The sequence below is a fragment of the Nocardioides sp. NPDC057577 genome (assembly GCF_042801335.1).
GTDB lineage: Bacteria > Actinomycetota > Actinomycetes > Propionibacteriales > Nocardioidaceae > Nocardioides.
Map to the genome: position 1 here is coordinate 1 of NZ_JBHVGB010000069.1, position 26,893 is coordinate 26,893.

Here is a 26,893-nt window from a genome sequence, read left to right on the forward strand (position 1 = left end):
CGACCGACCTGAGTGACGCCTCGGCCGACGGGGGTGCCTACTCGGCGAGGTCTTTCTCGGCTCGCTTAGCCGCGGCGCGGAGCTCGAAGAGCTCGGTCGCCATGCCGCCGATGGCACCGGCCACGTCACGTACGGCGCCGGTGATGATGACCGCGACCTGACCGACGGTGGTCGCCGTGACCTCGACGGCGCTCTGCGCGACATCCTTGCGGATCTCGTTCTTGCTCAGCTCGGGCTCCATGACAACCCATTGTGGCTGTTCAGGCGTCATGCCGCGACCTCTTCGAGAGCAGGAGCGGCCTGGACGCGGTCGGCGACGGGGCGCTTGCGGTCGGGGAGGGCGTACTTGCAGATCTTCTTGAAGACGCCCCACAGCTGCTGGTGCAGCGGACCGGTGTTGTAGGCGAGCCCATAACGCGAGCAGATCTCGCGGACCTCCTCGGCGATCTCCGGATAGCGGCGGGCGGGGAGGTCGGGGAAGAGGTGGTGCTCGATCTGGTGGGACAGGTTCCCGGACATGATGTGGAAGGTCCGCCCGCCGGTGATGTTGGCGGAGCCGAGGAGCTGACGATAGTACCAGTGACCCTGGGTCTCGTCCTCGCACTCCTCCTGCGAGAAGGTGGCGACGCCGGCCGGGAAGTGGCCGCAGAAGATGATGTTGAACGCCCAGATGTTGCGGACCAGGTTCGCGACACCGTTGCCGAGGAACGTCAGCGGCGCCAGCGGACCGGTGAGCAGCGGGAACAGGACGTAGTCCTTGAGCGCCTGGCGCTTGACCTTCTTCATGAGGCCGCGGTGCAGCTCGGCGTTGTCCGACATCTTGCGCTTGCCGGCGACGATGTTCTCGACCTCGAGGTCGTGCATCGCGACGCCCCACTCGAAGAAGACCATCAGCAGGAAGGCGTACACCGGGTTGCCCAGGAAGTAGGGGTGCCACTTCTGGTCCTCGTCCATCCGCAGGATGCCGTAGCCGATGTCGCGGTCCTTGCCGAGGACGTTGGTGAAGGTGTGGTGGATGTAGTTGTGGGAGTACTTCCACTGGTCGGAGGGGCAGACGTTGTCCCACTCGAACATGCGCGAGTTGAGGTCGGGGTCGCCCATCCAGTCGTACTGGCCGTGCATGACGTTGTGCCCGATCTCCATGTTGTCGAGGATCTTGGAGATCGACAGACAGGCGACGGCCGGAACCCAGCCGATGACCGGGAGGTAGAAGAGCGCGCGGCCGGCGAGCTCGAAGGCGCGCTGCTTCTTGACGATGTCGTAGATGTACGCCGAGTCCTTCTCGCCCAGGTCGGCGACGATCCGCTGGCGGATCGCGTCCATCTCGGCACCGAAGGCTTCGAGCTCCTCGGCCGAGAGGCGGCGGTTGCCGGTGTTCTCAACGGTGGTCATGGGGGTCTCCTTGAGAGAGGTATCAGAGGTCCACGGAGCAGTCGCCCTCGGGCGTGCTCACGCAGATCCGGATCTGTTCGTCGGGGAGCTCGGAGGTCTCGCCGGTGAGGACGTTGCGGACCCGTCCGGAGCTCTTGTTGGTCGTGCAGGAGAAGCAGATCCCCATCCGGCAGCCGGACTCGGGGGCCAGCCCCGCGGCCTCGGCCTGATCGAGGATCGTGGCGCCGTCGTTGGCGACGGTCTTGCCGGTGCGCGCGAACTCCATCTCGCCGCCGGCCACGCCGGCGTTCTTGGGCGGCTTGAAGTACTCCACCTGGAGCGACTCGGTGCCGTCGTACGCAGCCTGCGCCGCTTCGATGAGCGACGCCGGCCCGCACGCCCAGGTCGGCAGGTCTCGATATCCCGGGACCAGCTTCGAGAGCAGCGCCGGGGAGAGGTAGGGCGCCCCGTCGGCGGTGTGGAGGATGTGCAGGTCGACGCCGTGGCCCTGGTGACGGATCTCCTCGAGCTCGTCGGCGAAGATCTGGCGGTCGGCGCTGGGGGCCCAGTGGAGGAAGGTGACCATGCCCCGGTGCGTACGCCGCTGCAGGGAGCGCAGCATCGACATCACCGGGGTGATGCCGGAGCCGCCGGAGATCAGCACGATGTGCTCGGGCACGCGGTCGGGGAGGACGAAGTCGCCCTCGGCCTGGGACAGGTGCACCAGCGTGCCGACGGTGGCCCGCTCGGTCAGGAACTTGGAGATGCTGTAGGGGGTCGCGTGCTCGTCGTCGTGGGCGCGCACCGTGATCGTGAGCGGCTCACCCGGCTTGCCCTCGGTGTTGGAGACGGTGAAGACGCGGGTGGTACGCCGCCCCTCCCCCGTGTCGATGCCGACAGTCACGTGCTGGCCGGCACGGTGGCCGCGCCAGGTCGAGGTGGGCTGGAGCGTCACGGTCGCCACCCGGGGCGCGCCGGGCGCGCTCACCTCCGGGTGGATGTCGGTGATGCGGGCGCGCACCTCGTGCGCGGCCAGCATCGGGTCGATCTGGGTCAGGTAGCGGTCGATGCCGTGCGGTGAGGCGAGCGCCGCAACCGTGCGGGAGCGGAGGATCCGGCCGCCGAGGTCGAGTGCCATGTGTTTCGCCTTTCAGTGAACATCTGTACACCGACAACCATGGCGGGTCACCACAGCACGCGTCAAGACACCACGGACGTGGTCCAGATCACGGTGTACAGGTGTGCACCTGACAGTCCGCCGGCCGCTGCGCCTAGGATGGTCTGGTGATCGAGACGGGTGCGGAGCCGGAGAGCCGTGCGGAGCGCAAGCTCCGGACCCGGCGAGCGATCCTGGACGCGACGCTGGAGCTGTGCACCGACAGCTCGCTGACGGCGCTCTCGCTGCGCCAGGTCGCCAAACAGGTCGGCATCGTCCCGACCGCGTTCTACCGCCACTTCGACTCCATCGAGTCGCTCGGGCTGGCGCTGGTCGAGGAGTCCTTCGACTCGCTGCGCGACCTCTTCCGCGACGTACGCCGCAACGCGCGGGCAGACAAGGATGTCGTCGATGGTTCGATCGATGCCCTCGTCGACCACGTCCACCGGCGCCGCGACCACTTCGGCTTCATCGCCCGCGAGCGTGTCGCCGGGCCACGCTCGGTGCGTGAGGCCATCCGGCGCGAGATCGAGCTCTGCGAGCGCGAGCTCGCCACCGACCTGGCGCTGATGACCGGCACCGACACCTGGACGGCCAAGGACCTGCACGTGCTCTCGTCGCTGTTCGTGACCGTCCTGGTCGCGACCGCGGAGCAGATCCTCTCCACCTCCCGTCCCGAGCAGGAGGAGCAGATCGTCGCCACCGTGCGCGCCCAGCTGAGGATGCTGCTGATCGGCGTCTATCAGTGGCGCTCGGAGTCGTAGGACCGACTCAGCAGCCGCACACCGCGGGCTCGCGCCCGTGCTCGCACAGCTCGGCCAGCTCGGCGTCGAGATCCGCCTCGGGCTCCCCGGCGGGCTCCTCGACAGGCTCCTCGTGCCCCTCGGCCCGAGCCGGCAGCAGCACGGCCATCACGACCACGATCAGAGCCAGCCCGGCGCTGACCAGGAACGCGGCCTGCAGACCGCTCACCTGGGCCGCGAGGGCACCGACCTCGTCGATGACCTGGTCGCTGCGTACGGACATCACGGTGACCGCCAGGGCGGTGCCGAACGCGGCCGCGACCTGCTGCAGCGTGCCCAGGATCGAGGAGCCGTGGGAGTAGAGGTGTGAGGGAAGCGACCCGAGACCCAGCGTGAAGACCGGCGTGAAGGCGGCGGCCAGGCTGACCATCAGGACCAGGTGCAGCACCAGCACGAGCAGGTAGGGCGTGGTCAGCGAGATCTGCGAGAGCCCGCCGAGAGCGACCACGATGCCGACGGAGCCCGGGATCACGAGCACCCGGCCACCGTAGTTGTCGAAGATCCGCCCCACGGTCGGCCCGAGGAGACCCATCGCGAGACCGCCGGGCATCACCAGCAGACCGGTGTAGAGGGGAGAGAGCCCGCGCACGGTCTGCAGGTAGAGCGGCAGCAGGATCATCGAGCCCATCATCGCCAGGAACGCGACCGCCATCAGGACCAGCGACTTGGTGAAGGTGGGGTGCAGGAACGCGCGCAGGTCGAGCAGCGGCGATCCGACCCGCTGCAGCCGGAGCTGACGCAGCACGAACCCGACGATCAGCAGAGCCCCGAAGGCCGCGATGACCAGCGGAAGACCGACCTCACCCTCGGCGAACCGGCTCAGCCCGTAGACGAGCGAGCCGAACCCGAGCGCTGCGATGACCACGGAGGCCCAGTCCACGCTGGACTCCGCGGGCTCGTTGACGTTCTCCAGCCGGCGCAGCCCGGACCAGGCGACGCCGATGGCGATCGGCAGGACCAGCAGGAAGAGCAGCCGCCACGAGCCGAAGCCCAGGATCAGCCCGGAGATCGTCGGCCCGAGCGCCGGCGCGACCGAGATCGCCATGGTGACGTTGCCCATCACCCGGCCGCGGTCGCTCTCGTCGACCACCGTCATCAGCGTGGTCATCAGCAGCGGCATCATCACCGCGGTGCCGGCCGCCTGGATGACCCGGCCGGCGAGCAGGATCCCGAAGACCGGCGCGATCGCCGAGATCAGGGTGCCGGCGATGAAGACGGCCATGGCCGTCGCGTACGCCGTCCTGGTCGTCACCCGCTGCAGGAACCACCCGGTCACCGGGATCACCGACGCCATGGTCAGCATGAACGCGGTCGAGACCCACTGAGCGGCGTGCTCGGTGACCCCGAAGCTGTTCATCAGGTTCGGGATCGCGTTGAGCATGATCGTCTCGTTGAGGATCACCACGAAGGTGGCCAGCACGAGCAGGGTGATGACGGCAGGCGTACGCCGCTTCTCACCGTCGATCGGACGGTGTGATGGTGTGACGGCAGCAGTCATGACGTGTTCCTCGGGTCGTATGCAGGGGCCCGTTGCCGCCCGCTCTCATACATAGATCGAACGGGCGGGGCCGATTTCGACATCACGCCACGAGAAACTTTTCGAGCCCCCCGGCGCTGACACTCAATGGTCCCTTGCAGAACCGGGGGGAGTCGAACGATATTCCGTACGTCACACAGCCGGCGTCACAGAGTGAAGACGACCTTCCCGAAGAGGTCACCGGCGTGCATCGCCTCGAAACCGGCCTTGGCCTCGGTCAGCGGCATGGTGCGGTCGATCAGCGGTCGGGCGCCGGTGGCCTCGAGCAGCGAGACCAGGCTCGCCAGCTCGCTGCGGGTGCCCATCGTCGAGCCGATCACCTTCAGCTGGAGGAAGAAGATGTTGGTCAGCAGCGCGTCGTCGAGGTTCGCCCCGGACGTGGTGCCGCTGATGATGATCGCCCCACCCGGACGAAGCGAGCGCACCGAGTGCTTCCAGGTCGCACGCCCGACGGTCTCGATCACCGCGTCGACCTTGACCGGCAGCCTCTCCCCCGACGGCAGGGCCTCGTGGGCACCGAGCTCGAGGGCGCGCTTCTGCTTCGCCTCGTCACGCGAGGTCGCGTAGACCTTCAGGCCGGCCGCCCGCGCGAGCGTGATCGCCGCGGTAGCGACTCCACCGCCGGCGCCCTGGACCAGCACCGAGTCGCCGGCCTTGAGCCCGCCCTGGGTGAACAGCATCCGGTAGGCGGTCAGCCATGCCGTCGGCAGGCAGGCGGCCTCCTCGAACGACATCCCGGCAGGCTTCGGCACGACGTTGCGTCGCGGCACGACGACCTTCTCGGCGAAGGTGCCCTGGTGACGCTCGGAGAGCAGCGACCGCTTCGGATCGAGGGTCTCGTCGCCGGACCAGTCGGGCGAGGAGACCACCGAGTGCACGACGACCTCGTTGCCGTCCTCGTCGAGCCCGGCGGCGTCGCAGCCGAGGATCATCGGCAGCGCCTCGGCCTTGAGGCCGACCCCCTGCAGCGACCACAGGTCGTGGTGGTTGAGCGAGGCCGCCTTGACGGTGACCGTCGTCCACCCGTCCGGAGCGACAGGGTCGGGCCGCTCCCCCAGCACGAGGCCGGAGATCGGATCGTCGGATGAGAACTTCTCGGCGTACGCAGCGAACATGTCCCGACCCTACCGACCTGGGCGGTTCCTCGATCAAGGTGTGCAGATCGCGGGACACATCCCCGGCGGAGCTCCGCCGGGGATGTGTGCCTTCGTCTGCATACCTTGACGAAGGAACACTCAGGCGCGAGCGACCCCGTCGATCCGGGCGGCCTCGGCGACCGCAGCGGAGACCGCGGGGCCGACGCGCGGGTCGAACGGCTCGGGGATGATCTTGTCCGCGGACAGCTCGTCAGCGACCAGAGCGGCCAGCGCCTGCGCGGCGGCGAGCTTCATGCCCTCGGTGATCGAGGAGGCGCGCACGTCGATCGCACCCCGGAAGATGCCGGGGAAGGCGAGGACGTTGTTGATCTGGTTGGGGAAGTCCGAGCGCCCGGTGGCGACGATGCTGGCGTACTTGTGCGCCACGTCGGGGTGGATCTCGGGGTTCGGGTTGGCCATCGCGAAGACGATCGCCTGCTGCGCCATGGTCGCGACGAGCTCCTCGGGGACGGTGCCGCCGGAGACGCCGACGTAGACATCGGCGCCGGCCAGCGCGTCGGCCAGCGACCCCGTGCGGCCGGTGACGTCCGCGGTCACCTCGGCGATCGCCTTCTTCGACTCGGTCAGGTCCGAGCGGGTCGAGGAGATGACGCCCTTGCGGTCGAGCAGGGCCAGGTCCTTGATGCCGAACTCGAGCAGGATCTTGGCGACCGCGACGCCGGCGGCGCCGGCACCCGAGATGACCACACGGGTCGACTCCGGGTTGCGGCCGGTCAGCTTCAGCGCGTTCATCAGCGCGGCCAGCGTGACCACGGCGGTGCCGTGCTGGTCGTCGTGGAAGACCGGGATGTCGAGGGCCTCCTTGAGGCGGTCCTCGATCTCGAAGCAGCGCGGCGCGGAGATGTCCTCGAGGTTGATCCCGCCGAAGCTCGGCGCCATCCGGATGACGGTCTCGACGATCTCGTCCACGTCGGTGGTGTCCAGGCAGATCGGGATCGAGTCGACGCCGCCGAACTCCTTGAACAGCACCGCCTTGCCCTCCATCACCGGCATCGCGGCGGACGGGCCGATGTCACCGAGGCCGAGCACCGCGGTGCCGTCGGTGACGACCGCGACGGTGTTCGGCACCCAGGTGTAGGTCTGGGCAAGCTCCGGGTTCTCGGCGATCGCGGTGCAGACCCGGGCGACACCCGGGGTGTAGGCCATCGACAGCGATGCCTTGTCGGAGACCGATGCGGTCGCCGCGATCGCCATCTTGCCGCCGCGGTGAAGCTCGAACACCGGGTCGCCTTCATAGGCGGTGGTCTCGGTGGACAGGGTGGACTCGGTCATTGGGGGCCTCCAGAAACTACGGACTCGGACGTCGGGCGGTCGAACGCGAGCCGAGGGGTGGAGCCGCGCAAGGCGCCATCTACAGGGATGTGATGCCCGGATGGCAGTTTCCCACAGGCTACCGGAGGAAGCGGTTGATGTTTCCTACAAGGTGATCAAGGCCTCATCTGGAGCCCTCATCCAGATACTTGCCCCAGGATGCGTGGGCTCGGCCAGAGTCGGGCCAGGACGACGCCGATCACGTCGGCATCCGCGACCGGCCCCCGGTGACGGGAGTCGATCACCCCGGGAGCAGCCGGGTTGTCCGAGAGCAGCCACCACCCGGAGCGCCCGGAGACGGTCGTACGCCGCTCCACCGCCCGCTTCACCACGACCGCCCCGTCGGCGAGCCGGGCGACGACCACGCACCCGGGCACCGGCGTACGTCCGTAGGAGACCCACAACCGGTCCCCCGCTCGCAGCGTCGGCTCCATCGAGACCCCTACGACCTTCGCCATCCCCCAGCTGTGTCGGGGTGCCCTGGCCGCGATGTCTTCCATGCGGAGTAGTGTCGCAATCCGTAGGACACATGAACACTCTTTGAGAGGACCCGCATGTTCGCGCGACTTTTCGCTCCCACCATCGAGGTCTCGGCCCACTGCGACCTGCCCTGCGGCGTCTACGACCCCGCCCAGGCCCGCATCGAGGCCGAGTCCGTCAAGGCCGTCATCGCCAAGGCCCTGGACAGCGACGACCCCGACTTCCGCACCCGTGCGGTGATCATCAAGGAGCAGCGCTCCAACCTGGTCAAGGAACACCTCTGGGTGCTGTGGACCGACTACTTCAAGCCCCCGCACTTCGAGGCCTACCCCCAGCTCCACACCCTCGTCAACGAGGCCACCAAGCTCGCCGGCGCCTCCGGCACCAAGGGCACCCTCGACCTCGAGGTCGCCGACAAACTCCTCGCCAAGATCGACGAGATCGCCGAGATCTTCTGGGCGACCAAGAAGGCCTGAGGCACGAAGGCCGACTTGCGAGAAGCCAGATCACGGCGCCAGCCGGGATCTGAAGACAAGAAGGCCTGACACCTTCTCGAGTTTCAGCCGTACGCCACAGCCGCTCCGATCTCGGGGCGGCTGTGGTGGGTTAACCGCCCGGAGAGAGCGGTCTCGTTGCATAATCATCGAGACTCCCACAGAAGGACTGACAACCCAGATGCCCCAGGTCGAGCTGCGCCTTCCTGCAGAAGGCGCCTACGTCTCCGTGCTGCGTACGACGACGGCCGCGCTGGCCGCGCGCCTCGACTTCACGCTCGAGGACATCGAGGACCTGCGGATGGCGGTCAGCGAGGCGGCGGCGATCTGCCTGGAGTGCGCCGCGGAGGCCGCTGACCTGGACGTCGTCTTCGACCTCGGCGAGGACACCATCGGGGTCACCGTGACCACGACCCGCGATCTCGAGGCGGAGATCGACGAGGAGAGCTTCGCCTGGCAGGTGCTCACCACGCTGGCCAGGGAGGTCACCGCCACCCCCGACGGTGATCAGCTCAGGATCTCCTTGGTCGCGGGAGCGACCCCGCTTGGAGCCGCGCGCTGACATGGCGCAGGAGACGATCCGGTCGTCGAGGTCCAGGAGCACCAGCGAGGTGGATGACGCCCGCGCACGCTCCCGGGAGCTCTTCAGGGCCCTCGCCGGGCCGGACCTGCCCGACGCGGAACGGACCGCCGCACGCGACGAGCTGGTCCACCTCAACATGGCGCTGGTCGAATACTGCGCCTCCCAGTTCTACGGTCGCGGCGAGCCGCACGAGGACCTCGTCCAGGTCGGCGTCGTCGGCCTCCTCAACGCCGTGGACCGCTACGACCTCTCCCGCGACGTGGAGTTCTCGACGTACGCGGTGCCCACGATCCTCGGCGAGATCAAGCGCTACTTCCGCGACAGCCGGTGGGCCGTCAGCGTTCCCCGTCGCCTTCGCGATCTGCAGCAGAACCTCCGCGACGCCACCGCCGAGCTCTCCCAGGAGCTCGGCCGCTCCCCCACGGCCCGCGACCTCGCCACCCGGCTCGGGGTCAGCCTCGAGACCGTCGTGGAGGGCCTGGAGTCCAGCAATGCGTACGCAGCGCTGTCCCTCGACTCCGAGACCGATGAGACCGCGCCGATGCTCGACTCGCTGACCGCCCACGACCTGCGCCTGGACGACGTCGAGGTGCGGGAGTCGATCAAGCCCGTGCTCGACAGCCTCTCCGCCCACGAGAAGCAGGTGCTGATGCTGAAGTTCTTCCGTAACAAGACCCAGACCGAGATCGCCGCCGAGCTCGGGGTCTCCCAGATGCAGGTCTCCCGGCTGCTCAACCGATCGCTCCTCCAGCTGCGCAAGGCGCTGGAGGAGGACTAGCGCTCCTCGAGCGCGGCGATGCTCGGCGGCGCGAAGATGCCGACGAGGGCGACGACCGCGACCAGGGCCAGCCCGCCTGCGATCGCCAGATCGTCGCGCAGGTTCCAGGCCAGGCCGAGCACGATCAGCTGGACGAGCACCAACGGCGCCCGCGCCCACGACTCCAGTCGCCAGAGCATGGCGGCACACCAGCCGATGCCGGCGGCGCAGAGCAGGAAGAACAGGCCGCCCGCGATCGCGGTCGTGAGCGAGGCGGCGTCGGGGATGCGCACGAACTCCAGCGCTGCCCACACCAGCATCGCCACGGTCTCGACGCCTGCGGCGATCAGGGTCAGCAAAAGAGTCCAGGGGCGATGCGGCGCGGTCACCTCAGCAGCCTAGGCCATCCCCGTAGACTGAGGCTCACGGGCGTGAAAGCGGCGAGAGCATACACCACCGGTTCTGCGGGTAACTCACCGCGTTACCGAATTGTCTAGCCCCAGGAAGACTGAGTGTTACGGTCCGGTGACGAACCAGACACTGGTTAGGGGTTGTTTCGGAGTCCATTTCTTGGAACTCTAGAGACCAGCACGCACGTGAAGACATTCACACATCCCCGCCACGTGCCGACTCGCAGGGTCTCGAACCACCAGGGCCTTGCCCATCCTACGTCAGAAAGAGGGTCTACCCAGCCATGGATTGGCGCCACCGTTCGGCTTGTCTCGATGAAGACCCGGAACTGTTCTTCCCCATCGGAAACACCGGTCCGGCCATCCTCCAGATCGAGGAAGCCAAGCAGGTCTGCCGGCGTTGCGACGTCCGGGAGCAGTGTCTTCAGTGGGCTCTTGAGGCCGGTCAGGACCACGGCGTGTGGGGTGGACTGAGCGAGGACGAGCGTCGTGCGCTGAAGCGCCGCAACGCCCGCTCCCGTGTCCGCACCGCCGTCTGACCTACCCCTAGAGGCCATCAACCCCTAGCGATCCACCTAGAGCTCCAACGGCAGCTCGACCGCAGCTCTCGCCCCATGGCCATCCGGCCGGGGCCCCAACGAGAGCCGGCCCCCGAGCTCGCCTTCGACGAGAGTCTTCACGATCGACAACCCCAGGTTTGTCGATGTGTCGAGACTGAACCCGTCGGGTAGTCCATGACCGTCGTCCTCGATGGTCACCTGGAGATGCCCGGCGGGTTGCTGTCGTACGGACAGCACGATCTTGCCGGTCTCGGGATCGCCCGGACCGTTGCCGCGATAGCCGTGCTCGACCGCGTTCTGCAGCAGCTCGGTGACGATCATCGCCATGGGCGTGGCCACCTCCGAGGGCAGCGACCCGAACGAGCCCTCACGGCGTACCCGCACGGCGACGCCGACCGAGGTGACCTCTCCCACCATCAAGGCGAGCCGGTCGGCGATCTCGTCGAACTCGACGGTCTCCTCGACGGCCTGCTGGGAGAGGATCTCGTGGACCAGTGCGATGGATCCCACACGCCGTACGGCCTCGTTCAGCGCATCCTGTGCGACTCCGGAGTCGACCCGGCGAGACTGCATCCGCAGCAGCGCAGCCACGGTTTGTAGGTTGTTCTTCACCCGATGGTGGATCTCGCGGATCGTGGCGTCCTTGGTGACGAGCTCACGATCGCGTCGGCGCAGGTCGGTGACGTCGCGCAGCAGCACCAGCGCACCGATCGCCTCGCCACGTGGCCGCAGCGGGATCGAGCGCATGATGATCGCCATCACCCCGGTGTCGATCTCGGTGTCGCGGTGCGCCCGACCGCCGAGGACCGCGCTCAGCGTCTCCTCGTCGGGGCGCTTGCGCGGTGGCACCAGGGCCCGGGTCATCCCGGCCAGGGACTGGCCGGCGAGGTCGCCGGAGAGCCCCAGCCGGCGGAAGACCGAGAGCGCGTTGGGACTGGCGTAGTCGACGACGCCGTCGGCGTCCACCCGCACGAACCCGTCCCCGACCCGAGGGGTGTCGGTGTGGTCGCTGCGCTGGCCGACCGCCGGGAAGTAGCCGTTGGCCACCATCTGGGTCAGGTCGGCAGCGGTCTGCAGGTAGGACAGCTCGAGCTTGGAGGGCGTGCGTACGCCGAGCAGGTTGGTGTTGCGGCTCAGCACCGCGATGATACGGCCGGCGCGGCGTACGGGGATGGTCTCGACCCGCACCGGGAGGTCGTCGCGCCACTCCGGGTCGCCCTCACGAACGAGCCGGCCGGCGTCGACGGCATCGTCCAGGGTGGCGTGACGCCCCTTCGGCACGAACATGCCGACGATGTCGTCGACATAGGCCGTGGGACCGGTCGTGGGACGCATCTGACCGGCCGCCCAGAAGCCGTTCCCGGACTTGTCCGGCAGCCACAGCACCAGGTCCGCGAAAGAGAGGTCGGCCAGGATCTGCCAGTCGGCCATGAGCAGCTGAAGCCACTCGACATCTTCGCTGTCGAGTTCGGTGTGGCTCTGCGCGAGCTCACTCAGGGTCGGCACGCCGACAGCGTAGATGTAGACCTTGGTATGCGCATTGCGCGGGTCGGTGGTCGGCGCGTGGCCGGGTTTGGCAGGATGTTCCCCATGTCGGAGGCGTACTGGCGCGAGGTTCATTCAACCGGTCTCGCCGTACCCACCGACCGGCCGCTGGGAGACCTCACCATCGAGCTCACCCGGATGCTCGGCGACCCGGACCCGGACGTACGCAGCGGGCTGGCCGTGCCGGCCCTGTCGACGTGGATCCAGCGCGGCGTCTACGACGACCTGCTCGGGGGTCTGGGCGACGGCATGGCGGCCGGGCTGGTGGTCGGTCTCGGCGACTCCGGCAACAACGGCGTCTTCCGCCGGGCGTCCTCGGTCGAGGCCCTGGCTCAGTGCATCGCCCGTGACAACGCCCGCTCGCTGGTCCGCGCGGAGAAGGTGCTGGAGTGGGGCGACCGGATCGCCACCTGGCTGCTGCGCGAGCGCGACCTGCGAGCCTTCGTTCCCGAGCGTGGCTGGGCGCACGCCGTTGCCCGCGGCGCCGACGCGCTCGGCACCCTGGCCGCCTCCGAGCACCTCGGCAAGCCCGAGCTGACGGTGATCCTCGACGTGGTCGCCGACCGGGTGCTCGCCCGAGGCGACACCATCTACGCCCACGGCGAGCCCGACCGGCTGGCGGCAGCCACGATGTCCGTGCTGCGCCGCAACCTGGTCCCGCTCAACATCATGGAGCCGTGGATCAACCGGATCGTCACCGTCGCCACCGCCACCCCGGAGACGCCCGACCGCGACCCGTTCCTGCTCACCGGCAACGCCGAGGCCTTCCTGCGGGCCCTCTACATCCAGCTCGCGCTCAGCAACGACATCCCGCAGATCCGCGGCGACCTGCTGCTGGTCGTGGTCGCGGCCCTGAAGAAGTCGAACGCCACGTACCTGACCTGACTACGGGTCGAGATTCGCCCTCCCGCGCATGGGTTTGAGAGACTGTCCCGAGGCCCCTCGGGGTCCACGTACCCCAATGGAGGAGATCATCATGGGCAAGACTGGCCGCAAGCGCCGCGCGCGCCGCAAGAAGGGCGCGAACCACGGCAAGCGCCCCAACGCCTGACCACTGTCCTCTTCACGAGGTCAGAGCAGTCAAGACGTAAGAGCCCCAGCCAATCGGCTGGGGCTCTCGTCGCGTCTGGGGCCGGTTCAGGACCTGGTGCGGAGCTCCTGGATCTGGACCATGATCTTCGCGCGCAGCTCGCCCGGGGCGACCTCGGTGCACGAGCGCGCCACGACCGCCTTGACGATGCGCTGCTGGTCGTAGGTCTCCAGGCAGGGGTTGCAGCTCTGCAGGTGGAGCTTGACCTGGTCGGCGTCGGCCGCGGCGAGCTCGTTGTCGATCAGGAAGACGATCTGCTCGAGGAAGTCCGCGCAGTCGGTGGGTGAGGCGTCATGTTTGTGGGCACTCATGACGCACCTCCACGAGCGCCGGTGAGGTCGTTGGTGCGAACGTAGTCGGAGAGAAGATCGCGCAGCTGGCGCCGGCCGCGGTGAAGCCGCGACATCACGGTGCCGATCGGGGTTTCCATGATCTCGGCGATCTCCTTGTAGGCGAATCCCTCGACGTCGGCGAGGTAGACAGCGAGCCGGAACTCCTCCGGGAGACGCTGCAGGGCGTCCTTCACCTGGGAGTCGGGCAGGTGCTCGAGCGCCTCCATCTCCGCGGACTTCAGACCGGTCGAGGTGTGCGACTCGGCCCGTGCCAGCTGCCAGTCCTCGACGTCCTCGGACATCGACTGCTGCGGCTGGCGCTGCTTCTTGCGGTAGGTGTTGATGAAGGTGTTCGTGAGGATGCGGTAGAGCCAAGCCTTCAGGTTGGTGCCGGGCTTGAACTGGTGGAAGGAGGAGTAGGCCTTGGCGAACGTCTCCTGCACCAGGTCTTCCGCGTCTGACGGGTTGCGGGTCATCCGCATCGCCGCCGAGTAGAGCTGGTCGAGGAAGGGCAGCGCGTCCCGCTCGAAGCGCAGCGCACGCTCCTCGGGCGTCTCGGTGGCCAGGTCGACGACCTCTTCGTTTTCGCTCATCACGTCCCAGGGTACGCGCGTGAGCATCGGGGCGCTCATCTGCGACACGTTCACCGTAGGGCGTTCGAGCAGGATGGTCATGTCGAGTGAACGCCGCGGCGGCCGAGAAACATTCCCGCTAGACGATGACCTCGCGGACCAGCCACTCCAGGGTGGACTCGACCAGGATCGCGTCGGCGTCGGCCTGCGTGATCGGGCCACGCTTGCCGACCACGAGGGAATGGTCCGCTCCCGGGATCGGGGTGACCTCGATCCCCTCCGGGAACTCCTCGGGCTTGCCGAACCTGTCCCGGGTGCCCTGCAGCACCAGCGTCGGCACCCTGGACTCCAGCAGCTCGTAGGCACGCGAGATGCCCGGCTTGGCGATCGGGTGCAGCGGGAACGCCAGGCACAGCGCCCCTGCGGCGCCGAAGCCGCGCGCCGTACGGACCGCCGAGCGGGCTCCGGCGGAGCGGCCCCCGACCACCAGCGGGGTGCGCACCCGCATCCAGTTGGCGGCCAGGGTGAGCGCCGCGTCGAGCGACTTGGGCGGCGTGGCCACCGGCTTCCCCTTGACCCGCCAGGGCTGCTCGAAACGGACCACGGTGATCCCCTGGGCCGGCAGCGCGTCGTTGAGCGCCATCAGGTCGTGGGTGTCGATGCCGTTGCCGGCACCGTGGGAGAGCAGCAGGGTCGCCTGTGGTCGCCGCGCCCGGCGGGTGTAGAGCCGCCCCTGTCCGTAGGGCGTGTCGATCATCTGCGTCGTGGTTCCACCCATGTCATCCCCAGGCTTCCTCGATCGGCAGCGGCTCGACGAGCTCGCGGCCGTTGTTGCGTACGTTGCTCACCAGCGTCGAGACCGGGTAGGCCTCCAGCCGGCCGGGCGCCGCCGGGGTCAGCAGATCCAGGTCGCCCGGACGCGTCGGGTCGAGCCACTGGTCCCAGCGCTCGGGTTCCACCATGAGCGGCATCCGGTCGTGGATCCGCCCCAGGGAGTCCTCCGCCTCGGTGGTGATCACGGTGCACGACCACAGCCAGCGGGCCGGGTCGTCCTCGGCCTTGGTCGGGTCGGGCCAGAGCTCGTAGAGGCCGGCCATCGCCAGCACGCCCCCGTCCTTCGGGGTGATGAAGTAGGGCTGCTTGCGGGGCTTTCCTTTTGCGTCCTTGGCCTCGGTGGCGTACCACTCGAAGTAGCCGTCGGCCGGGAGCAGGCAACGCCGCTTGGCGAACGCTCGTCGATAGGCCGGCTTGTCGCTCACCGTCTCCATCCGGGCGTTGATCATCCGGTTGCCGATCTTGACGTCCTTGGCCCAGGACGGGACCAGGCCCCAACGTACGGAACGGAGCTGGCGCTCGGTGGGCGCGTCCTCCTCTCGCGGAGGTCGCTCGACGACGGCATAGACGTCGTCGGTCGGGGCCACGTTGTAGCTCTCGGTGAGCGGCTCCTGAAGGCGCAGCTCATCGATCTCGAACTCCTCGGCCAGCTCGTCGGGTTGGCGGCTGGACGCGTAACGACCGCACATACGTTCACCTTAGCGCCGGGGGCCGGTGGTGTTCGGCGGTATTTCTAGGCTCCGCGGGCGAGCTCGTCGAGCAGGAAGCCTGCCGACCTGTCGTTCTCGGGGAGTCCCTCGATCCAGATCCGGTCGGCGCTGTGCTCGACCATCCGCTTGAGGAGGCCGAGCCGTTTGACCAGCGTCTCGTCACGCGGGGCGACCACGACCATCCGGCTGTGGCCGACCTGTCCGACGGCAGCCGCCGTCGCGAAGACCGACCGGGCGGTCTGGCCCAGCAGCGACATCCGGCGGGCGGTGGCGATGCTGTCGGCCTTCCCGCCGGGGACGCCCGGGAGATGGGCGTCGGTGACGACCAGCGCGTGACTGCGCGCCGTGGCCTCCCGGTAGAGGTCCGAGATGCGTTCTCGCAGGTGCGCGAGGGTGGCGAGACCGGTGAGCGGGTCTGCGCAGGAGATGGTGTGCAGGTAGCCCAGGGTCGCCTCGCTCCAGGCTACGGACAGCGCGTGCACCTCGACGAACGCCGGGTCGCGGTCGTCCACGGCCTGCGTGGTCAGCCGAAGGTCCTCGAGGCTCTCGCCCAGGGGCACACCTGACTCGGCAAGGTCATGGCCGACGACCCAGCAGGCCTCGGCGACGTAGTTGCTGTGCTCGGCGAGCGCCTCGGCGACGGCCTCGAAGCGCGGCGGGAGCGCCGCGCGCTGCCCGTCGGAGAGCTCTGTGATCTCAGGCGAGGTGGATGCAGGCGCACGCCGACCTCGGGAGAACAGCCGCACAACTCACCTCTTTTCTCGTGTTTCCTGGCGTTGGTGTCGTTCCTTGTCCGAAATTGCTGGGTCATCGATACAGTGGTGCGCGCGCCGATCTACCGCGCTGCACATGGACTTGACGTACCGAATCGGCAACCATGACGCGGTAGCGACCCACATTTTCTGGGTTTTGCGAAACTTGTTGTCAGATCCGGGGAGGGAGCGTGACGTGCGGGCTTCCGCGGTCGTTAGCACAGCGCATGCCTCCCGTTGGCGCAACCCGCGTCATACCTCCGTCCTTCTAACGTCTCTGGTGCTGTGAGCGAATCGACCCCCACCTCTCTACCTACCCTCGACGCCCCTGGCGACGCCGAGCTGATCACCGCTGTCCGTGGTGGTGATCTGGATGCGTACGGGACGCTGTTCGAGCGCCATGTCGAGGCTGCCCGACGCCTCGCCCGCCAGCTGGTGTCGCCCGGCGACGCCGACGACCTCGTCTCCGAGGCGTTCGCCAAGGTGCTCAACGTGCTGCAGCGGGGCGGCGGTCCGGACCTGGCCTTCCGCGCCTACCTGCTGACCTCGCTGCGCCGGCTGCACGTGGACAAGATCCGCGCCGCCTCGAAGCTGACCACCACCGACGACCTGACCCCGTTCGACCCGGGTGTGCCGTTCGAGGACACCGCGGTGTCGGGCTTCGACAACCAGGCCGCTGCGAAGGCGTTCCAGCAGCTTCCGGAGCGCTGGCAGCAGGTGCTGTGGCACACCGAGGTCGAGGGCCAGAAGCCGGCCGAGATCGCGCCGATGCTCGGGATGTCGGCCAACTCGGTCTCCGCGCTCGCCTACCGGGCGCGCGAGGGCCTCAAGCAGGCGTTCATCTCGATGCACGCGCAGGACGCCGGCGAGGAGGCCTGCGCCACCACCCGCGCCAACCTGGGCGCCTACATCCGCAACGGTCTGTCCAAGCGTGACTCGACGAAGGTCGACGACCACCTGCAGGACTGCCGTCCGTGCACCGCGATCTACCTCGAGCTCACCGAGGTCAACTCCGGGATGGGTGCTTGGCTCGCTCCTGCCCTCCTCGGCGCCGCGGGTGCCGGCTATCTCGCCGTCGGAAGCGGCGTCGCCGCCAAGGGCGGTCTGCTGCTCTTCTTCGGGCGGGCCAGGGACTGGGTGCTGGGCGACCCGGTGGGACGCACGGTCGGGGTCGGCGCGGGTGTCGCCGCAGCGGCTGCCGCGGCAGTGGTCGCCGGCTTCGCGCTCACCGGCGGTGACCCGGCCCCGAAGGCGCCGGTTGCCGACGAGCCCGCCGCCGAGGCGCCGGCCGCTGCCGACCCGCCCCCGGCCGCTCCCGCGGATCCCGCCGACCCGGCCGCTCCTCCGGCCGCTCCCCCGGCAGACCAGCCGGCAGACCAGCCGGCGGACCAGCCGGCGGACCAGCCCGCGGACCAGCCCGCCGACCCGCCTGCCGACCCGGCACCCACTCAGGCGCAGCAGGCGCCGGTCATCACTGCTCCGATCGCCGACGTGAAGGGCACGCCCGGCGGCAAGTCGGTCATCGACCTGACCCAAGGGGCCACCGACGCCAACGGCGACCCGCTCACCGTCAAGTCGGCCACCGTCGCCTCACCGGCGCACGGCACCGTGACCAAGGGCGGCAGTGCGCCGTCGGGCGGCAAGGGGGGCGGCGTCAGCGGCGCCGTCTTCGGCGGTCTGCGGATGGCCGACGAGCCGGTCACCACGGTGACCTACCAGCCCGATGTGGGCTGGCGCGGCACCGACACGATCGACTACGTCCTGACCGACGGCAACGGCGGCGACGTCGCCGGCTCGGTGGACGTGATCACCCCCAACGCCGACCCGAAGGCCGTCGGCGACAGCGCGGTCGTGCCACACTCCGGCGCCGAGCCGGAGCCCATCACGATCGACGTGCTCGCCAACGACACCGACGACAACAGCGACGACACGCTCCAGATCGCCGAGATCACCGACGGGCCGACGCACGGAACGGCGGTCATCGAGGACGGCACGGTCCGCTACACCAGGGACGAGAGCACGGAAGCCGGCTCGGACTCCTTCAGCTACAAGATCGAGGACGGTCACGGCGGCACCGACGTCGCCGCGGTGGAACTCACTCTCGAGGCGGCACCCGAGCACGACTCCGGGCTCACGATGGCGCACATCCCCTACGGCGCCTACGAGCACGTCGAGGTCACGGTCTCCGGCATCCCCGAGGGCGCCTACGAGGCGACCTTCTCCTATGAGGCGTCCGGTATCGCCGAGCCCTACCCGAACCAGTCGATGTCCGCCTGCTCGCAGGAGGTCGCCCCTGGCGAGGACGGCCACGTCTCCGGCACGTGCACCCTGACGAGCGCGGACAACGGCACCAGCGTCCTCCACCTCGACTTCGTCCCCGAAGGCGACTGGAACGTGACGGCGCGCCTCACCCCCGTGGGCTACAACGATCCCGCGCCGGACAACGACTCGGCCACCGTCTCGGGCACCAGCTCTCCGCAGCCGTCGCCCACGCCGACACAGACCCCGGATGTGCCGCAGGTGCCCACCCCGCCCGGGACCCCGGACGTACCCCAGGTGCCCACCCCGCCCGGGACTCCCGACGTGCCCCAGGTGCCGACCCCGACCGGCGGTCCCAGCCTGCCCGGCTTCCCGAGCACGTCCGGCAGCCCGGCCGCCCCGAGCGAGGACAGCGCTCCCAGCGAGATGCCCGAGGACGACGCCTCCGAGTCCGAGGCCAGCGCAAAGACGGGCGGTCTGACGTGGAAGGGTTTCCTCGAGGCGATCGGCCTGCGCTGATCTCATCCACCTGGCCGACGGACGCACTGAGGCTCGACAGGTCGCAGACACTAAAGTTGGACCTGTGACTACGACGACCGACCGTTCCGCTGACCCTGCCAACGGGCCGGCCGACCCCTGGCCGGCGCCCCGAGCGCACGGGCCGGTGACGGCGACGGTGTCGCTGCCGGGGAGCAAGTCGCTCACCAACCGGGCGCTGCTGCTGGCCTCGATCGCGGACGGTCCCGGCGTCGTACGTCGGGCGCTTCGGTCCCGCGACACGCTGCTGATGGCGGCGGCGCTGACGTCGTTGGGGTCACACGTGGACACCGACGGCGACGACTGGGTCGTGACGCCCGGGGCGTTCGGCGCCGACGCCGAGATCGACTGCGGGCTGGCGGGGACGGTGATGCGGTTCGTACCTCCGGTGGCCGCGCTCTCCACCGGCACGGTCGCCTTCGACGGCGACCCGCACATGCGCAACCGGCCGATGGGTGAGGTGCTGCGCGCGCTGCGCGACCTGGGTGTCGAGATCGACGGCGAGGGGCTGCCGTTCACGATCCACGGCCAGGGCAACGTGCCCGGTGGGACCGTGGTGGTCGACGCCTCGGCCTCGAGCCAGTTCATCAGCGCGCTGCTGCTGGCGGGTGCGCGCTACGAGCAGGGCGTGGACATTCGCCACGACGGCAAGCCCGTCCCCTCGCTGCCCCACATCGACATGACGGTCGCGATGTTGCGCGAGCACGGCGTCGCGGTCGACGACGCTGACGCGAACCGTTGGACGGTCGCACCGGGGCCGATCCAGGCACTGGACCGCACCATCGAGCCGGACCTCTCCAACGCGGCACCGTTCCTGGCGCTCGCCGCGATCTCCGGCGGCACCGTGACGGTGCGCGACTGGCCGCAGGCGACCGACCAGCCGGGCGACCAGCTGCGCGAGGTGCTGTCGCTGATGGGCTGCGAGGTGCTGGTCACCGACGACGGGCTCACCGTGACCGGGCCGGAGCGGCTCACCGGGATCGACCTGGACATGCATGACGTCGGCGAGCTCACCCCGGCCGTCGCGGCACTGTGCGCGCTCGCGGAGACCCCGTCGCACCTGACCGGGATCGGCCACATCCGTGGCCACGAGACCGACCGGCTCGCCGCCCTGGCCCGGGAGCTCGGTGGGCTCGGGGCCGACGTCACCGAGCATCCCGACGGGCTGACCATCCGGCCGGCGCAGCTGCACGGCGGGGTGTTCCACACCTACGCCGACCACCGGATGGCCCACGCCGGGGTGATCATCGGGGCTGCCGTCGACGGCGTCCTGGTCGAGAACATCACCACCACCTCCAAAACCTTCACCGACTTCGCGCCCTTCTGGGCTGGGCTCTTCTGAGCACCTGATGGCGAAAGCACAGCGGCGCTACGGGACCGAGGACGTCGAGCACTACGACCGTCCCCGGCGCCGGACCCGGCCGCGGACGAAGGACCGGCCCAGCTATGACGACGCCGACCTCGGCCGGGTGATCACCGTCGACCGTGGCCGGTTCACGCTGGTCATGGACGAGGCACCCGAGGTCGAGGTGTGGGCGGTCAAGGCCCGCCCGCTCGGCCGCAAGGGAGTCGTCGTGGGCGACCGGGTGAAGGTCGTCGGCGACACCTCGGGCGCGGAGGGGGCACTGGCCCGGATCGTCGAGCTCGAGCCCCGGGAGACCGTGCTGCGGCGTACGGCCGACGACGACGACCCTGTCGAGCGGGTCGTGGTGGCCAACGCCGACCAGCTGGTGATCGTCACCGCGATCGCCGACCCCGAGCCGCGCACGGGGTTCATCGACCGCGCGCTGGTGGCCGCGTACGAGGCCGGCATCGAACCGCTGCTGTGCATCACCAAGGCCGACCTGGCCGACCCGGAGTCGCTGGTCTCGACCTACCGCTCGCTGGGCGTGCCGTGGGTGGTGACCCAGCGCGGCGGCGACATGAGCGCGCTGCAGAACGAGCTCGACGGGCGTACGTCGGTCCTGCTCGGGCACAGCGGTGTGGGCAAGTCGACGCTGGTCAACGCGATCGTCCCCGACGCAGGGCGGGAGGTCGGGCACGTCAACGCGGTCACGGGGCGCGGGCGGCACACCTCCACCTCGGCGCTGATGCTGCCGCTGCCCGGCGACGCCGGGTGGATCATCGACACCCCGGGGATCCGGACGTTCGGGCTGGCTCACGTCGAGCCGGAACGGCTCATCGTCTCCTTCCCCGATCTGCAGGAGGCGACGACGGAGTGCCCGCGCGGCTGCTCGCACTCCGCGGAGTCTCCGGAGTGCGGGCTCGACATCGCGATCGAGGACGGCAGGCTCGATCCGGAACGGGTCGCCTCGTTCCGGCGCCTGCTCGAGGCGCGGTCAGTGCCGACGTACGCGCTCTGACCTGGTCGATCCTGCCATGCCCCAGGCGGTGTTTTCGTGGGGAACCGGTTACCTGGGGAGGGTTCGCTCCGGGGCCGTAACCACTAGAGTGGACCCTCGTGGCGAGCACTCCTGACTTCAACGACGACCTGCGGCTGGCGCACCTGCTGGCCGACGACGCCGACTCGCTGTCGACGTCGCGGTTCAAGGCGCTCGACCTGCACGTCATGACCAAGCCCGACCTCACCCCCGTCTCGGACGCGGACAAGGCCGTGGAGGAGTCGATCCGGCGCACGCTCTCTCGGGCGCGTACGCGCGACGCGATCACCGGCGAGGAGTCGGGTTCCTCGGGCTCGTCCAGCCGCCGCTGGATCGTCGACCCGATCGACGGCACGAAGAACTTCGTGCGCGGCGTGCCGGTGTGGGCGACCCTGATCGCGCTCGCGGTCGACAACGAGGTCGTGATGTCGGTCGTCTCCGCGCCCCAGCTCGGGCGGCGCTGGTGGGCGGCGAAGGGCCAGGGCGCCCACACCGGCAAGTCGCTGATGAAGTCGACCCGCTGCCAGGTCTCGGACGTGCGCCGCCTGGAGGACGCCTCACTGTCCTACTCCTCGCTGCACGGCTGGGAGGAGCGCGAGCGGCTCGAGGACTTCCTGGCGCTGATGCGCAGCTGCTGGCGCACCCGTGCCTACTCCGACTTCTGGTCCTACATGCTCGTCGCCGAGGGCGCTGTCGACATCGCGGTGGAGCCGGAGCTCGAGCTCTACGACATGGCCGCGCTCGACATCATCGTGCGCGAGGCCGGTGGCCAGTTCACCTCGCTGGCCGGCGACCCGGGGCCGTGGGGCGGCAACGCGCTGGCCACCAACGGTCACCTGCACGACGCCGTGCTCTCGTTCCTCGGTGGGCTGCCCGACGGCAACAACGACGCCGACTGGCCGGCCGCGCAGCCGGGGTCGGTCACCGCGTTCCGCCGTCCGGGAACCGAGTAGGCACGTTCCGGAACAGACCCTGGCGTGACGTGCGTCACGGCCGCTACCGTTGGTGCATGAAGATCGCGGACGTACTCACTCGCAAGGCGATCGCAGAAGTCGTCACGATCGCATCAACCGCCACCGTGCGTGACCTGCTCGGGGTGCTCTCCGAGCATGGCATCGGCGCCTGTGTCGTCAGCAGCGACAGCTCCGCTGTCGCCGGGATCGTCTCCGAGCGCGACGTGGTCCGGCGCCTCCACGAGAACGACGCGCTGCTCGCCGCCGAGGTCTCCTCGATCATGACCGCCGAGGTCGAGACCTGTGTCCCCGAGGCCACCATCGACGAGATCCTGGCGATCATGACCAAGCGGCGGATCCGGCACATGCCGGTCGTCTCCCCCGACGGCGGCCTGGTCGGCATCGTCAGCATCGGCGACCTGGTCAAGCACCGCATCGACCAGCTCGCCTTCGAGCGCGACCAGCTCGAGGCGTACGTCCACCAGACCTGAGGTCGGCCCGACCTTCACAGGACCTGCACAACTTCTGCAGCCTTTCCGGCCGCTTCGGCTTCTAGCCTGAGCATGTGCCAGAACATGTGACGCGCCGGGTCCTCGTCGTCGAGGACGAGCCGGTCATCAACCAGGCTGTCTCGGACCGGCTCGCGGCGGAGGGGTACGACGTCGTCCGGGCGTGGGACGGCCCCGGGGCGGTCTCCTGCTTCGAGTCGACATCCCCGGACGTGGTGGTGCTCGACGTGATGCTGCCCGGCTACGACGGCCTCGAGGTGTGCCGCCGGATCCAGGCCGTACGCCCCGTGCCGGTGCTCATGCTCACCGCGCGCGTCGACGAGGCCGATGTGCTCGTCGGGCTCGGGGTCGGGGCCGACGACTACCTGACCAAGCCCTTCCGGGCCCGCGAGCTGGTCGCCCGGGTCAACGCGCTCCTGCGGCGGGTGGAGCGGGCTGCCGAGCTGGCGGGCGCCCCGCGGCGTACGGCTGAGATCGGCGGGCTGCGGATGGATCCGGCCGCCCGACGGGTGTGGGTCGACGGCGACGAGGTCCGACTCACCCCGACCGAGTTCGACCTGCTGGTCTGCCTGGCCGCCGACCCGGGCGCCGTGGTCACCCGCGAGCGGCTGCTCTCCGAGGTCTGGGGCTGGAACGACGCCTCCGGCACGCGCACCGTCGACAGCCACGTGAAGGGGCTGCGGGCCAAGATCGGGTCCGAGCGGGTGCGGACCGTGCACGGCGTCGGCTACGCGCTCGAGGCCGACGAATGACCCCGTTGGAGCGGGTCTCCTCGATCAAGGTCAAGCTCGGGCTCCTGGTCGCCGCGAGCGCCCTGGTGGCGGCGATCGTCGGTTCGGTCGGGCGGGTCGCCGGGGTCTCGCCGTGGATCTCGATCCCGGTCACGATCGGGATCGCCCTCGCCGTCACCCAGCTGCTCGCGGCGGGGATGACCTCGCCGCTGCGGCAGATGACGCGTGCGGCGCGGCGGATGGCGCGGGGTGACTACTCGGTCTCGGTGCCCGCCGTCGGTGCCGACGAGGTCGGTCAGCTGGGGCGCGCGTTCAACACGATGGCCAGCGACCTCGGCGCCGTCGACCGCCAGCGCCGCGACCTGGTCGCCAACGTCTCCCACGAGCTGCGTACGCCGCTGGCTGCTCTCACCGTCGTGCTGGAGAACCTCGTCGACGGCGTCGGATCGGACCCGGCCGCGCTGCAGACCGCGCTCGGCCAGGCCGAGCGCCTGAGCCGGCTGGTCGAGGACCTGCTCGACCTGGCACGTGTCGACGCCGGCAAGGCTCCGCTGAGCACCGCCTCGGTCGAGCTCGGGCCGCTGCTGGAGGCCTGCGTCGCGGAGACGCGGGTCAACGGGCGGCCGGTCACCTACGAGATCGACGTACCGGCCGACCTGGTCGTCGACGCGGACCCCGATCGCCTCAGCCAGCTCGTCGTCAACCTGCTCGACAACGCCTCCCGGCACAGTCCCCGCGGCGGCATCGTCACCGTGCGCGCCGGAGTCGACGGCGAGCGCTACCACCTCGAGGTCCTCGACTCCGGACCCGGCATCTCGCCCACCGACCGGGGGCGCGTCTTCGAGCCCTTCGGCACGCTCAGCGCCTCCGGCGAGGGCGGCGGGACCGGGCTCGGGCTCGCCATCGCCCGGTGGGTCACCGACCTGCACGGGGGCACGATCGCCTTTCTCGACCCGCTCCCCGGTGCCTCGGGCGCCCGGGTACGCGTCGAGCTTCCGCTGCGGCCACCCGCACGCGTGGTCCCAGATCAGCCCGGCCCCAGTCATCTCACCCCCACCCACGAGGAGATCCAGATGTCCACCACTCCCCCGGCGGCCGACCCCGCCGAACCCGCCGACCCCGCCGAACTTGCCAAGCCGGTCGACAATCCGACCACGGACCCCAAGGCCGTCTATGCCACCCCGTCGGTGCTCGACGACATCTTCGGCACCTACTGGCCCGACTCAGGCGTCGCGGGCAGGTTCGGGCTCTTCATCGGCGCCGTCGTCGCCGGCCTGCTCGGCGGGCTCCTGATCCCCGACCGCAACGCCGGGCTCGGCACCGTCATCGTGATGCTGGCCGCCGGCGGAGTCGTGATGCTGGCGAACGAGAAGCGTCGAAGCTGGTTCCCGGTCGTCTGCTACGTCCTGTTCGCGCTGCTCTCCTCGGTCGCGGTGCTCCGCGACGCCGAATGGCTCGTCGCGTTGTGCCTGCTCACGGCGGTCGCGGTGATCCTGTGTGCCTCCACCCGGGCGAGAACCCTGCTCGGGATCATGCTGACCGGGATCTCCTGGCCCCTGGCCGGGCTGCGCGGGATCCCGTGGCTCGGCCGCACGCTGACCAGCGTCTCCGGCAAGGGGCACGGGGCGGCGGTCGCCCGCACGACGGTGCTCTCGCTGCTCGGCCTGGTGATCTTCGGGCTCCTGTTCACCACCGCCGACGCGGTGCTGGGCAGCTGGGTCGACCAGTTCGTGCCGGACGTACGGCCTGACACCTTCGCAGCCCGGATCTTCATGACCGTCTTCGTCTTCGGGATCGTGCTGGCCGCTGCGTACCTCGCCGTGAACCCGCCCCGGATCGACCGCGGCGAGCGTACGTCCCAGCCCGTCGCCAACCGCTACGAGTGGCTGGCTCCGGTCGGTGTCGTGGTCGCCGTGTTCGCCGCGTTCCTGACCGCGCAGGCGACCGCGGTCTTCGGCGGCGAGGACTACCTGCGCGAGACGACGGGACTGACCTACGCCGAGTACGTCCACCAGGGGTTCGGCCAGCTGACCGTCGCGACCGCACTGACCCTGCTGGTGATCTGGGCGGCCGCGCGCAAGGCACCGGTGGAGACCACGGCCGACCGGCTGTGGCTGCGGATCGCCCTCGGGCTGCTCGCCGCGGAGGCCCTGGTCGTCGTCGGGTCGGCGCTGTATCGGATGCATCTCTACCAGGAGGCGTACGGCTTCACCCAGCTCCGCCTGCTCGTCGATGTCTTCGAGGCCTGGCTGGGTGTGCTGGTGATCGCCGGGCTGGTCGCCGCAGTGGCCGGTCGCGCCATCGCCGGTGGGCTGTGGCTCGGGCGGTTCGCGCTGGTCAGTGGTGCTGTCGCGCTGCTCGGGATCGCCGCGATCAACCCGGACGCGTGGATCGCCGAGCACAACGTCTCGCGCTACGCGGAGACCGGGAAGATCGACACCGACTTCCTCTCCGGGCTCAGCGACGACGCGGTGCCGGCCCTGAAGAAGCTCCCCGAGGACATGCGCAGCTGCGTGCTCGGGACCAACGACCGCGAGGGCGACTGGCTGGAGTGGAACCTCGGCCGCGAGCGGGCCGACGGCCTGACCCCGGTCTACGCCACGTCGGTCGACGCGGCGGCGGTGTGCCCCAGCGAGATTCGATACGTAGACTGATTTCATGAGCCAGAAGCCTGAGATCGACTTCGTCGACCCCACCCCTCCGACCGACCTCGTCATCACGGACATCACCGTCGGTGACGGCGAGGAGGCCACCGAGCGCGACCGCGTATCGGTCCACTACGTCGGCGTCGCGCTGTCCACCGGTGAGGAGTTCGACGCGTCCTACAACCGCGGCGAGCCGCTCGACTTCCGCGTCGGCATCGGCCAGGTCATCCAGGGCTGGGACCAGGGCATCCTCGGCATGAAGGTCGGCGGCCGCCGCCAGCTCGTCATCCCGCCTCACCTGGGCTACGGCGACCGCGGCGCAGGCGGCGCGATCAAGCCCGGCGAGACCCTGATCTTCGTCTGCGACCTGGTCAAGGTCGAGAAGTAAGCAGCACGTAGGCAGCGAGGCGGTGACCCTTCGGGG

29 protein-coding genes are annotated in these 26,893 nt (G+C 69.5%); 15 read left to right on the forward strand and 14 right to left on the reverse strand.

The window, feature by feature from the left end; genetic code table 11:
• Positions 1-37: 37 nt before the first annotated feature.
• From ACFU7D_RS15240 to ACFU7D_RS15250, 3 genes are read right to left on the reverse strand one after another with little or no spacing between them, the layout of a single operon-like run.
• Positions 38-241 carry a hypothetical protein gene (locus tag ACFU7D_RS15240; RefSeq protein ID WP_357338703.1) on the reverse strand — a complete coding sequence of 68 codons (204 nt, stop codon included), beginning with the start codon at positions 239-241 and terminating at the stop codon, positions 38-40.
• A 26-nt stretch (positions 242-267) separates the two neighbouring features.
• Complete coding sequence (locus tag ACFU7D_RS15245; RefSeq protein WP_378868362.1) at positions 268-1,392, reverse strand: fatty acid desaturase family protein; 1,125 nt, start codon at positions 1,390-1,392, stop codon at positions 268-270.
• Between the two features lie 22 nt (positions 1,393-1,414).
• Positions 1,415-2,509: a flavin reductase family protein gene (locus tag ACFU7D_RS15250; protein ID WP_378868365.1), complete on the reverse strand. Its 1,095-nt coding sequence runs from the start codon at positions 2,507-2,509 to the stop codon at positions 1,415-1,417.
• Positions 2,510-2,655: 146 nt separating this feature from the next.
• Between ACFU7D_RS15250 and ACFU7D_RS15255 the strand changes: the two genes are divergently transcribed.
• Positions 2,656-3,291 (forward strand): TetR family transcriptional regulator, encoded by a 636-nt coding sequence (locus ACFU7D_RS15255; protein WP_378868368.1) that lies wholly within the window; start codon positions 2,656-2,658, stop codon positions 3,289-3,291.
• 7 nt (positions 3,292-3,298) lie between these two features.
• On the opposite strand, the gene ACFU7D_RS15260 is transcribed toward ACFU7D_RS15255, so the two are convergent.
• From ACFU7D_RS15260 to ACFU7D_RS15275, 4 genes are all read right to left on the reverse strand, one after another.
• Positions 3,299-4,828, reverse strand: a complete 1,530-nt coding sequence (locus ACFU7D_RS15260; protein WP_378868371.1) for an MDR family MFS transporter — start codon at positions 4,826-4,828, stop codon at positions 3,299-3,301.
• A gap of 185 nt (positions 4,829-5,013) precedes the next feature.
• Positions 5,014-5,982 carry a zinc-binding dehydrogenase gene (locus tag ACFU7D_RS15265; RefSeq protein ID WP_378868374.1) on the reverse strand — a complete coding sequence of 323 codons (969 nt, stop codon included), beginning with the start codon at positions 5,980-5,982 and terminating at the stop codon, positions 5,014-5,016.
• A 120-nt stretch (positions 5,983-6,102) separates the two neighbouring features.
• The gene (locus tag ACFU7D_RS15270; protein ID WP_378868377.1) at positions 6,103-7,296 is read right to left on the reverse strand and encodes an NADP-dependent malic enzyme; all 1,194 of its coding nucleotides are present in this window, start codon (positions 7,294-7,296) and stop codon (positions 6,103-6,105) included.
• A 176-nt stretch (positions 7,297-7,472) separates the two neighbouring features.
• Positions 7,473-7,835 (reverse strand): S24/S26 family peptidase, encoded by a 363-nt coding sequence (locus ACFU7D_RS15275; protein WP_378868379.1) that lies wholly within the window; start codon positions 7,833-7,835, stop codon positions 7,473-7,475.
• Between the two features lie 54 nt (positions 7,836-7,889).
• Between ACFU7D_RS15275 and sodN the strand changes: the two genes are divergently transcribed.
• The 3 genes from sodN to ACFU7D_RS15290 all read left to right on the forward strand — a co-directional run bounded on the left by sodN (position 7,890) and on the right by ACFU7D_RS15290 (position 9,670).
• Positions 7,890-8,291 (forward strand): superoxide dismutase, Ni, encoded by a 402-nt coding sequence (gene sodN, locus ACFU7D_RS15280; RefSeq protein ID WP_378868382.1) that lies wholly within the window; start codon positions 7,890-7,892, stop codon positions 8,289-8,291.
• A 199-nt stretch (positions 8,292-8,490) separates the two neighbouring features.
• Positions 8,491-8,871: an anti-sigma factor gene (locus tag ACFU7D_RS15285; protein WP_378726569.1), complete on the forward strand. Its 381-nt coding sequence runs from the start codon at positions 8,491-8,493 to the stop codon at positions 8,869-8,871.
• Between the two features lie 49 nt (positions 8,872-8,920).
• Positions 8,921-9,670, forward strand: a complete 750-nt coding sequence (locus ACFU7D_RS15290) for a SigB/SigF/SigG family RNA polymerase sigma factor (RefSeq protein ID WP_378726571.1) — start codon at positions 8,921-8,923, stop codon at positions 9,668-9,670.
• Here the strand turns inward: ACFU7D_RS15290 and ACFU7D_RS15295 are convergent.
• The gene (locus tag ACFU7D_RS15295) at positions 9,667-10,038 is read right to left on the reverse strand and encodes a hypothetical protein (RefSeq protein WP_378868384.1); all 372 of its coding nucleotides are present in this window, start codon (positions 10,036-10,038) and stop codon (positions 9,667-9,669) included. The genes ACFU7D_RS15290 and ACFU7D_RS15295 overlap by 4 nt on opposite strands.
• 305 nt (positions 10,039-10,343) lie before the next feature.
• Between ACFU7D_RS15295 and ACFU7D_RS15300 the strand changes: the two genes are divergently transcribed.
• Entirely contained in the window at positions 10,344-10,598 is a 255-nt protein-coding gene (locus ACFU7D_RS15300) for a WhiB family transcriptional regulator (RefSeq protein ID WP_008362075.1), read from the forward strand.
• 36 nt (positions 10,599-10,634) lie between these two features.
• Here the strand turns inward: ACFU7D_RS15300 and ACFU7D_RS15305 are convergent, their stop codons facing one another.
• Positions 10,635-12,125 carry a sensor histidine kinase gene (locus ACFU7D_RS15305; RefSeq protein WP_378868387.1) on the reverse strand — a complete coding sequence of 497 codons (1,491 nt, stop codon included), beginning with the start codon at positions 12,123-12,125 and terminating at the stop codon, positions 10,635-10,637.
• Between the two features lie 84 nt (positions 12,126-12,209).
• On the opposite strand from ACFU7D_RS15305, the gene ACFU7D_RS15310 reads away from it, so the two are divergent.
• Both ACFU7D_RS15310 and ACFU7D_RS15315 read left to right on the forward strand, forming a co-directional pair.
• Complete coding sequence (locus ACFU7D_RS15310; RefSeq protein ID WP_160027663.1) at positions 12,210-13,049, forward strand: DUF2785 domain-containing protein; 840 nt, start codon at positions 12,210-12,212, stop codon at positions 13,047-13,049.
• 91 nt (positions 13,050-13,140) lie between these two features.
• The gene (locus ACFU7D_RS15315; RefSeq protein WP_369797015.1) at positions 13,141-13,215 is read left to right on the forward strand and encodes a 50S ribosomal protein bL37; all 75 of its coding nucleotides are present in this window, start codon (positions 13,141-13,143) and stop codon (positions 13,213-13,215) included.
• An 86-nt stretch (positions 13,216-13,301) separates the two neighbouring features.
• On the opposite strand, the gene rsrA is transcribed toward ACFU7D_RS15315, so the two are convergent.
• The 5 genes from rsrA to ACFU7D_RS15340 form a co-directional block, all read right to left on the reverse strand.
• Positions 13,302-13,565, reverse strand: coding sequence for a mycothiol system anti-sigma-R factor (gene rsrA, locus ACFU7D_RS15320; RefSeq protein ID WP_091050880.1), 264 nt, complete (start codon positions 13,563-13,565; stop codon positions 13,302-13,304).
• On the reverse strand, positions 13,562-14,206 hold the full coding sequence (locus ACFU7D_RS15325) for a sigma-70 family RNA polymerase sigma factor (protein WP_378726670.1): 645 nt from the start codon (positions 14,204-14,206) through the stop codon (positions 13,562-13,564). The genes rsrA and ACFU7D_RS15325 overlap by 4 nt, the downstream gene beginning before the upstream one ends.
• Positions 14,207-14,297: 91 nt before the next feature.
• Positions 14,298-14,936, reverse strand: a complete 639-nt coding sequence (locus tag ACFU7D_RS15330; RefSeq protein WP_378726580.1) for an alpha/beta family hydrolase — start codon at positions 14,934-14,936, stop codon at positions 14,298-14,300.
• A 1-nt stretch (position 14,937) separates the two neighbouring features.
• Complete coding sequence (locus ACFU7D_RS15335) at positions 14,938-15,681, reverse strand: SOS response-associated peptidase (RefSeq protein ID WP_378868390.1); 744 nt, start codon at positions 15,679-15,681, stop codon at positions 14,938-14,940.
• Between the two features lie 44 nt (positions 15,682-15,725).
• Positions 15,726-16,448: a hypothetical protein gene (locus ACFU7D_RS15340; protein ID WP_378868393.1), complete on the reverse strand. Its 723-nt coding sequence runs from the start codon at positions 16,446-16,448 to the stop codon at positions 15,726-15,728.
• Positions 16,449-16,739: 291 nt separating this feature from the next.
• On the opposite strand from ACFU7D_RS15340, the gene ACFU7D_RS15345 reads away from it, so the two are divergent.
• From ACFU7D_RS15345 to ACFU7D_RS15380, 8 genes are all read left to right on the forward strand, one after another.
• The gene (locus ACFU7D_RS15345; RefSeq protein WP_378868396.1) at positions 16,740-19,232 is read left to right on the forward strand and encodes a sigma-70 family RNA polymerase sigma factor; all 2,493 of its coding nucleotides are present in this window, start codon (positions 16,740-16,742) and stop codon (positions 19,230-19,232) included.
• Positions 19,233-19,296: 64 nt separating this feature from the next.
• Complete coding sequence (gene aroA, locus ACFU7D_RS15350; RefSeq protein WP_378868398.1) at positions 19,297-20,592, forward strand: 3-phosphoshikimate 1-carboxyvinyltransferase; 1,296 nt, start codon at positions 19,297-19,299, stop codon at positions 20,590-20,592.
• 7 nt (positions 20,593-20,599) lie between these two features.
• The gene (gene rsgA / locus ACFU7D_RS15355) at positions 20,600-21,613 is read left to right on the forward strand and encodes a ribosome small subunit-dependent GTPase A (protein WP_378868400.1); all 1,014 of its coding nucleotides are present in this window, start codon (positions 20,600-20,602) and stop codon (positions 21,611-21,613) included.
• Positions 21,614-21,711: 98 nt separating this feature from the next.
• Positions 21,712-22,584: an inositol monophosphatase family protein gene (locus tag ACFU7D_RS15360; protein ID WP_378726592.1), complete on the forward strand. Its 873-nt coding sequence runs from the start codon at positions 21,712-21,714 to the stop codon at positions 22,582-22,584.
• A 56-nt stretch (positions 22,585-22,640) separates the two neighbouring features.
• The gene (locus ACFU7D_RS15365) at positions 22,641-23,075 is read left to right on the forward strand and encodes a CBS domain-containing protein (protein ID WP_378868403.1); all 435 of its coding nucleotides are present in this window, start codon (positions 22,641-22,643) and stop codon (positions 23,073-23,075) included.
• A 74-nt stretch (positions 23,076-23,149) separates the two neighbouring features.
• Positions 23,150-23,845 (forward strand): response regulator, encoded by a 696-nt coding sequence (locus ACFU7D_RS15370; protein ID WP_378868405.1) that lies wholly within the window; start codon positions 23,150-23,152, stop codon positions 23,843-23,845.
• Positions 23,842-26,478 carry a DUF4153 domain-containing protein gene (locus ACFU7D_RS15375; RefSeq protein WP_378868407.1) on the forward strand — a complete coding sequence of 879 codons (2,637 nt, stop codon included), beginning with the start codon at positions 23,842-23,844 and terminating at the stop codon, positions 26,476-26,478. The genes ACFU7D_RS15370 and ACFU7D_RS15375 overlap by 4 nt, the downstream gene beginning before the upstream one ends.
• A 4-nt stretch (positions 26,479-26,482) precedes the next feature.
• A complete protein-coding gene (locus ACFU7D_RS15380) occupies positions 26,483-26,857 on the forward strand; it encodes an FKBP-type peptidyl-prolyl cis-trans isomerase (protein WP_378726600.1) in 375 nt (124 codons plus the stop codon).
• Positions 26,858-26,893 lie beyond the last annotated feature (36 nt).

What these genes read in the sequence shown, in the direction of transcription:
- ACFU7D_RS15260 (WP_378868371.1), bottom strand. Translation starts at nt 4,828, where the DNA reads ATGACTGCTGCCGTCACACCATCACACCGTCCGATCGACGGTGAGAAG.
- ACFU7D_RS15380 (WP_378726600.1), top strand. Translation starts at nt 26,483, where the DNA reads ATGAGCCAGAAGCCTGAGATCGACTTCGTCGACCCCACCCCTCCGACC.
- ACFU7D_RS15310 (WP_160027663.1), top strand. Translation starts at nt 12,210, where the DNA reads ATGTCGGAGGCGTACTGGCGCGAGGTTCATTCAACCGGTCTCGCCGTA.
- ACFU7D_RS15270 (WP_378868377.1), bottom strand. Translation starts at nt 7,296, where the DNA reads ATGACCGAGTCCACCCTGTCCACCGAGACCACCGCCTATGAAGGCGAC.
- ACFU7D_RS15335 (WP_378868390.1), bottom strand. Translation starts at nt 15,681, where the DNA reads ATGTGCGGTCGTTACGCGTCCAGCCGCCAACCCGACGAGCTGGCCGAG.
- ACFU7D_RS15365 (WP_378868403.1), top strand. Translation starts at nt 22,641, where the DNA reads ATGAAGATCGCGGACGTACTCACTCGCAAGGCGATCGCAGAAGTCGTC.
- ACFU7D_RS15275 (WP_378868379.1), bottom strand. Translation starts at nt 7,835, where the DNA reads ATGGAAGACATCGCGGCCAGGGCACCCCGACACAGCTGGGGGATGGCG.
- sodN (WP_378868382.1), top strand. Translation starts at nt 7,890, where the DNA reads ATGTTCGCGCGACTTTTCGCTCCCACCATCGAGGTCTCGGCCCACTGC.
- rsrA (WP_091050880.1), bottom strand. Translation starts at nt 13,565, where the DNA reads ATGAGTGCCCACAAACATGACGCCTCACCCACCGACTGCGCGGACTTC.
- rsgA (WP_378868400.1), top strand. Translation starts at nt 20,600, where the DNA reads ATGGCGAAAGCACAGCGGCGCTACGGGACCGAGGACGTCGAGCACTAC.
- ACFU7D_RS15265 (WP_378868374.1), bottom strand. Translation starts at nt 5,982, where the DNA reads ATGTTCGCTGCGTACGCCGAGAAGTTCTCATCCGACGATCCGATCTCC.
- ACFU7D_RS15375 (WP_378868407.1), top strand. Translation starts at nt 23,842, where the DNA reads ATGACCCCGTTGGAGCGGGTCTCCTCGATCAAGGTCAAGCTCGGGCTC.
- ACFU7D_RS15250 (WP_378868365.1), bottom strand. Translation starts at nt 2,509, where the DNA reads ATGGCACTCGACCTCGGCGGCCGGATCCTCCGCTCCCGCACGGTTGCG.
- ACFU7D_RS15245 (WP_378868362.1), bottom strand. Translation starts at nt 1,392, where the DNA reads ATGACCACCGTTGAGAACACCGGCAACCGCCGCCTCTCGGCCGAGGAG.
- ACFU7D_RS15240 (WP_357338703.1), bottom strand. Translation starts at nt 241, where the DNA reads ATGGAGCCCGAGCTGAGCAAGAACGAGATCCGCAAGGATGTCGCGCAG.
- ACFU7D_RS15325 (WP_378726670.1), bottom strand. Translation starts at nt 14,206, where the DNA reads ATGCTCACGCGCGTACCCTGGGACGTGATGAGCGAAAACGAAGAGGTC.
- ACFU7D_RS15330 (WP_378726580.1), bottom strand. Translation starts at nt 14,936, where the DNA reads ATGGGTGGAACCACGACGCAGATGATCGACACGCCCTACGGACAGGGG.
- ACFU7D_RS15285 (WP_378726569.1), top strand. Translation starts at nt 8,491, where the DNA reads ATGCCCCAGGTCGAGCTGCGCCTTCCTGCAGAAGGCGCCTACGTCTCC.
- ACFU7D_RS15300 (WP_008362075.1), top strand. Translation starts at nt 10,344, where the DNA reads ATGGATTGGCGCCACCGTTCGGCTTGTCTCGATGAAGACCCGGAACTG.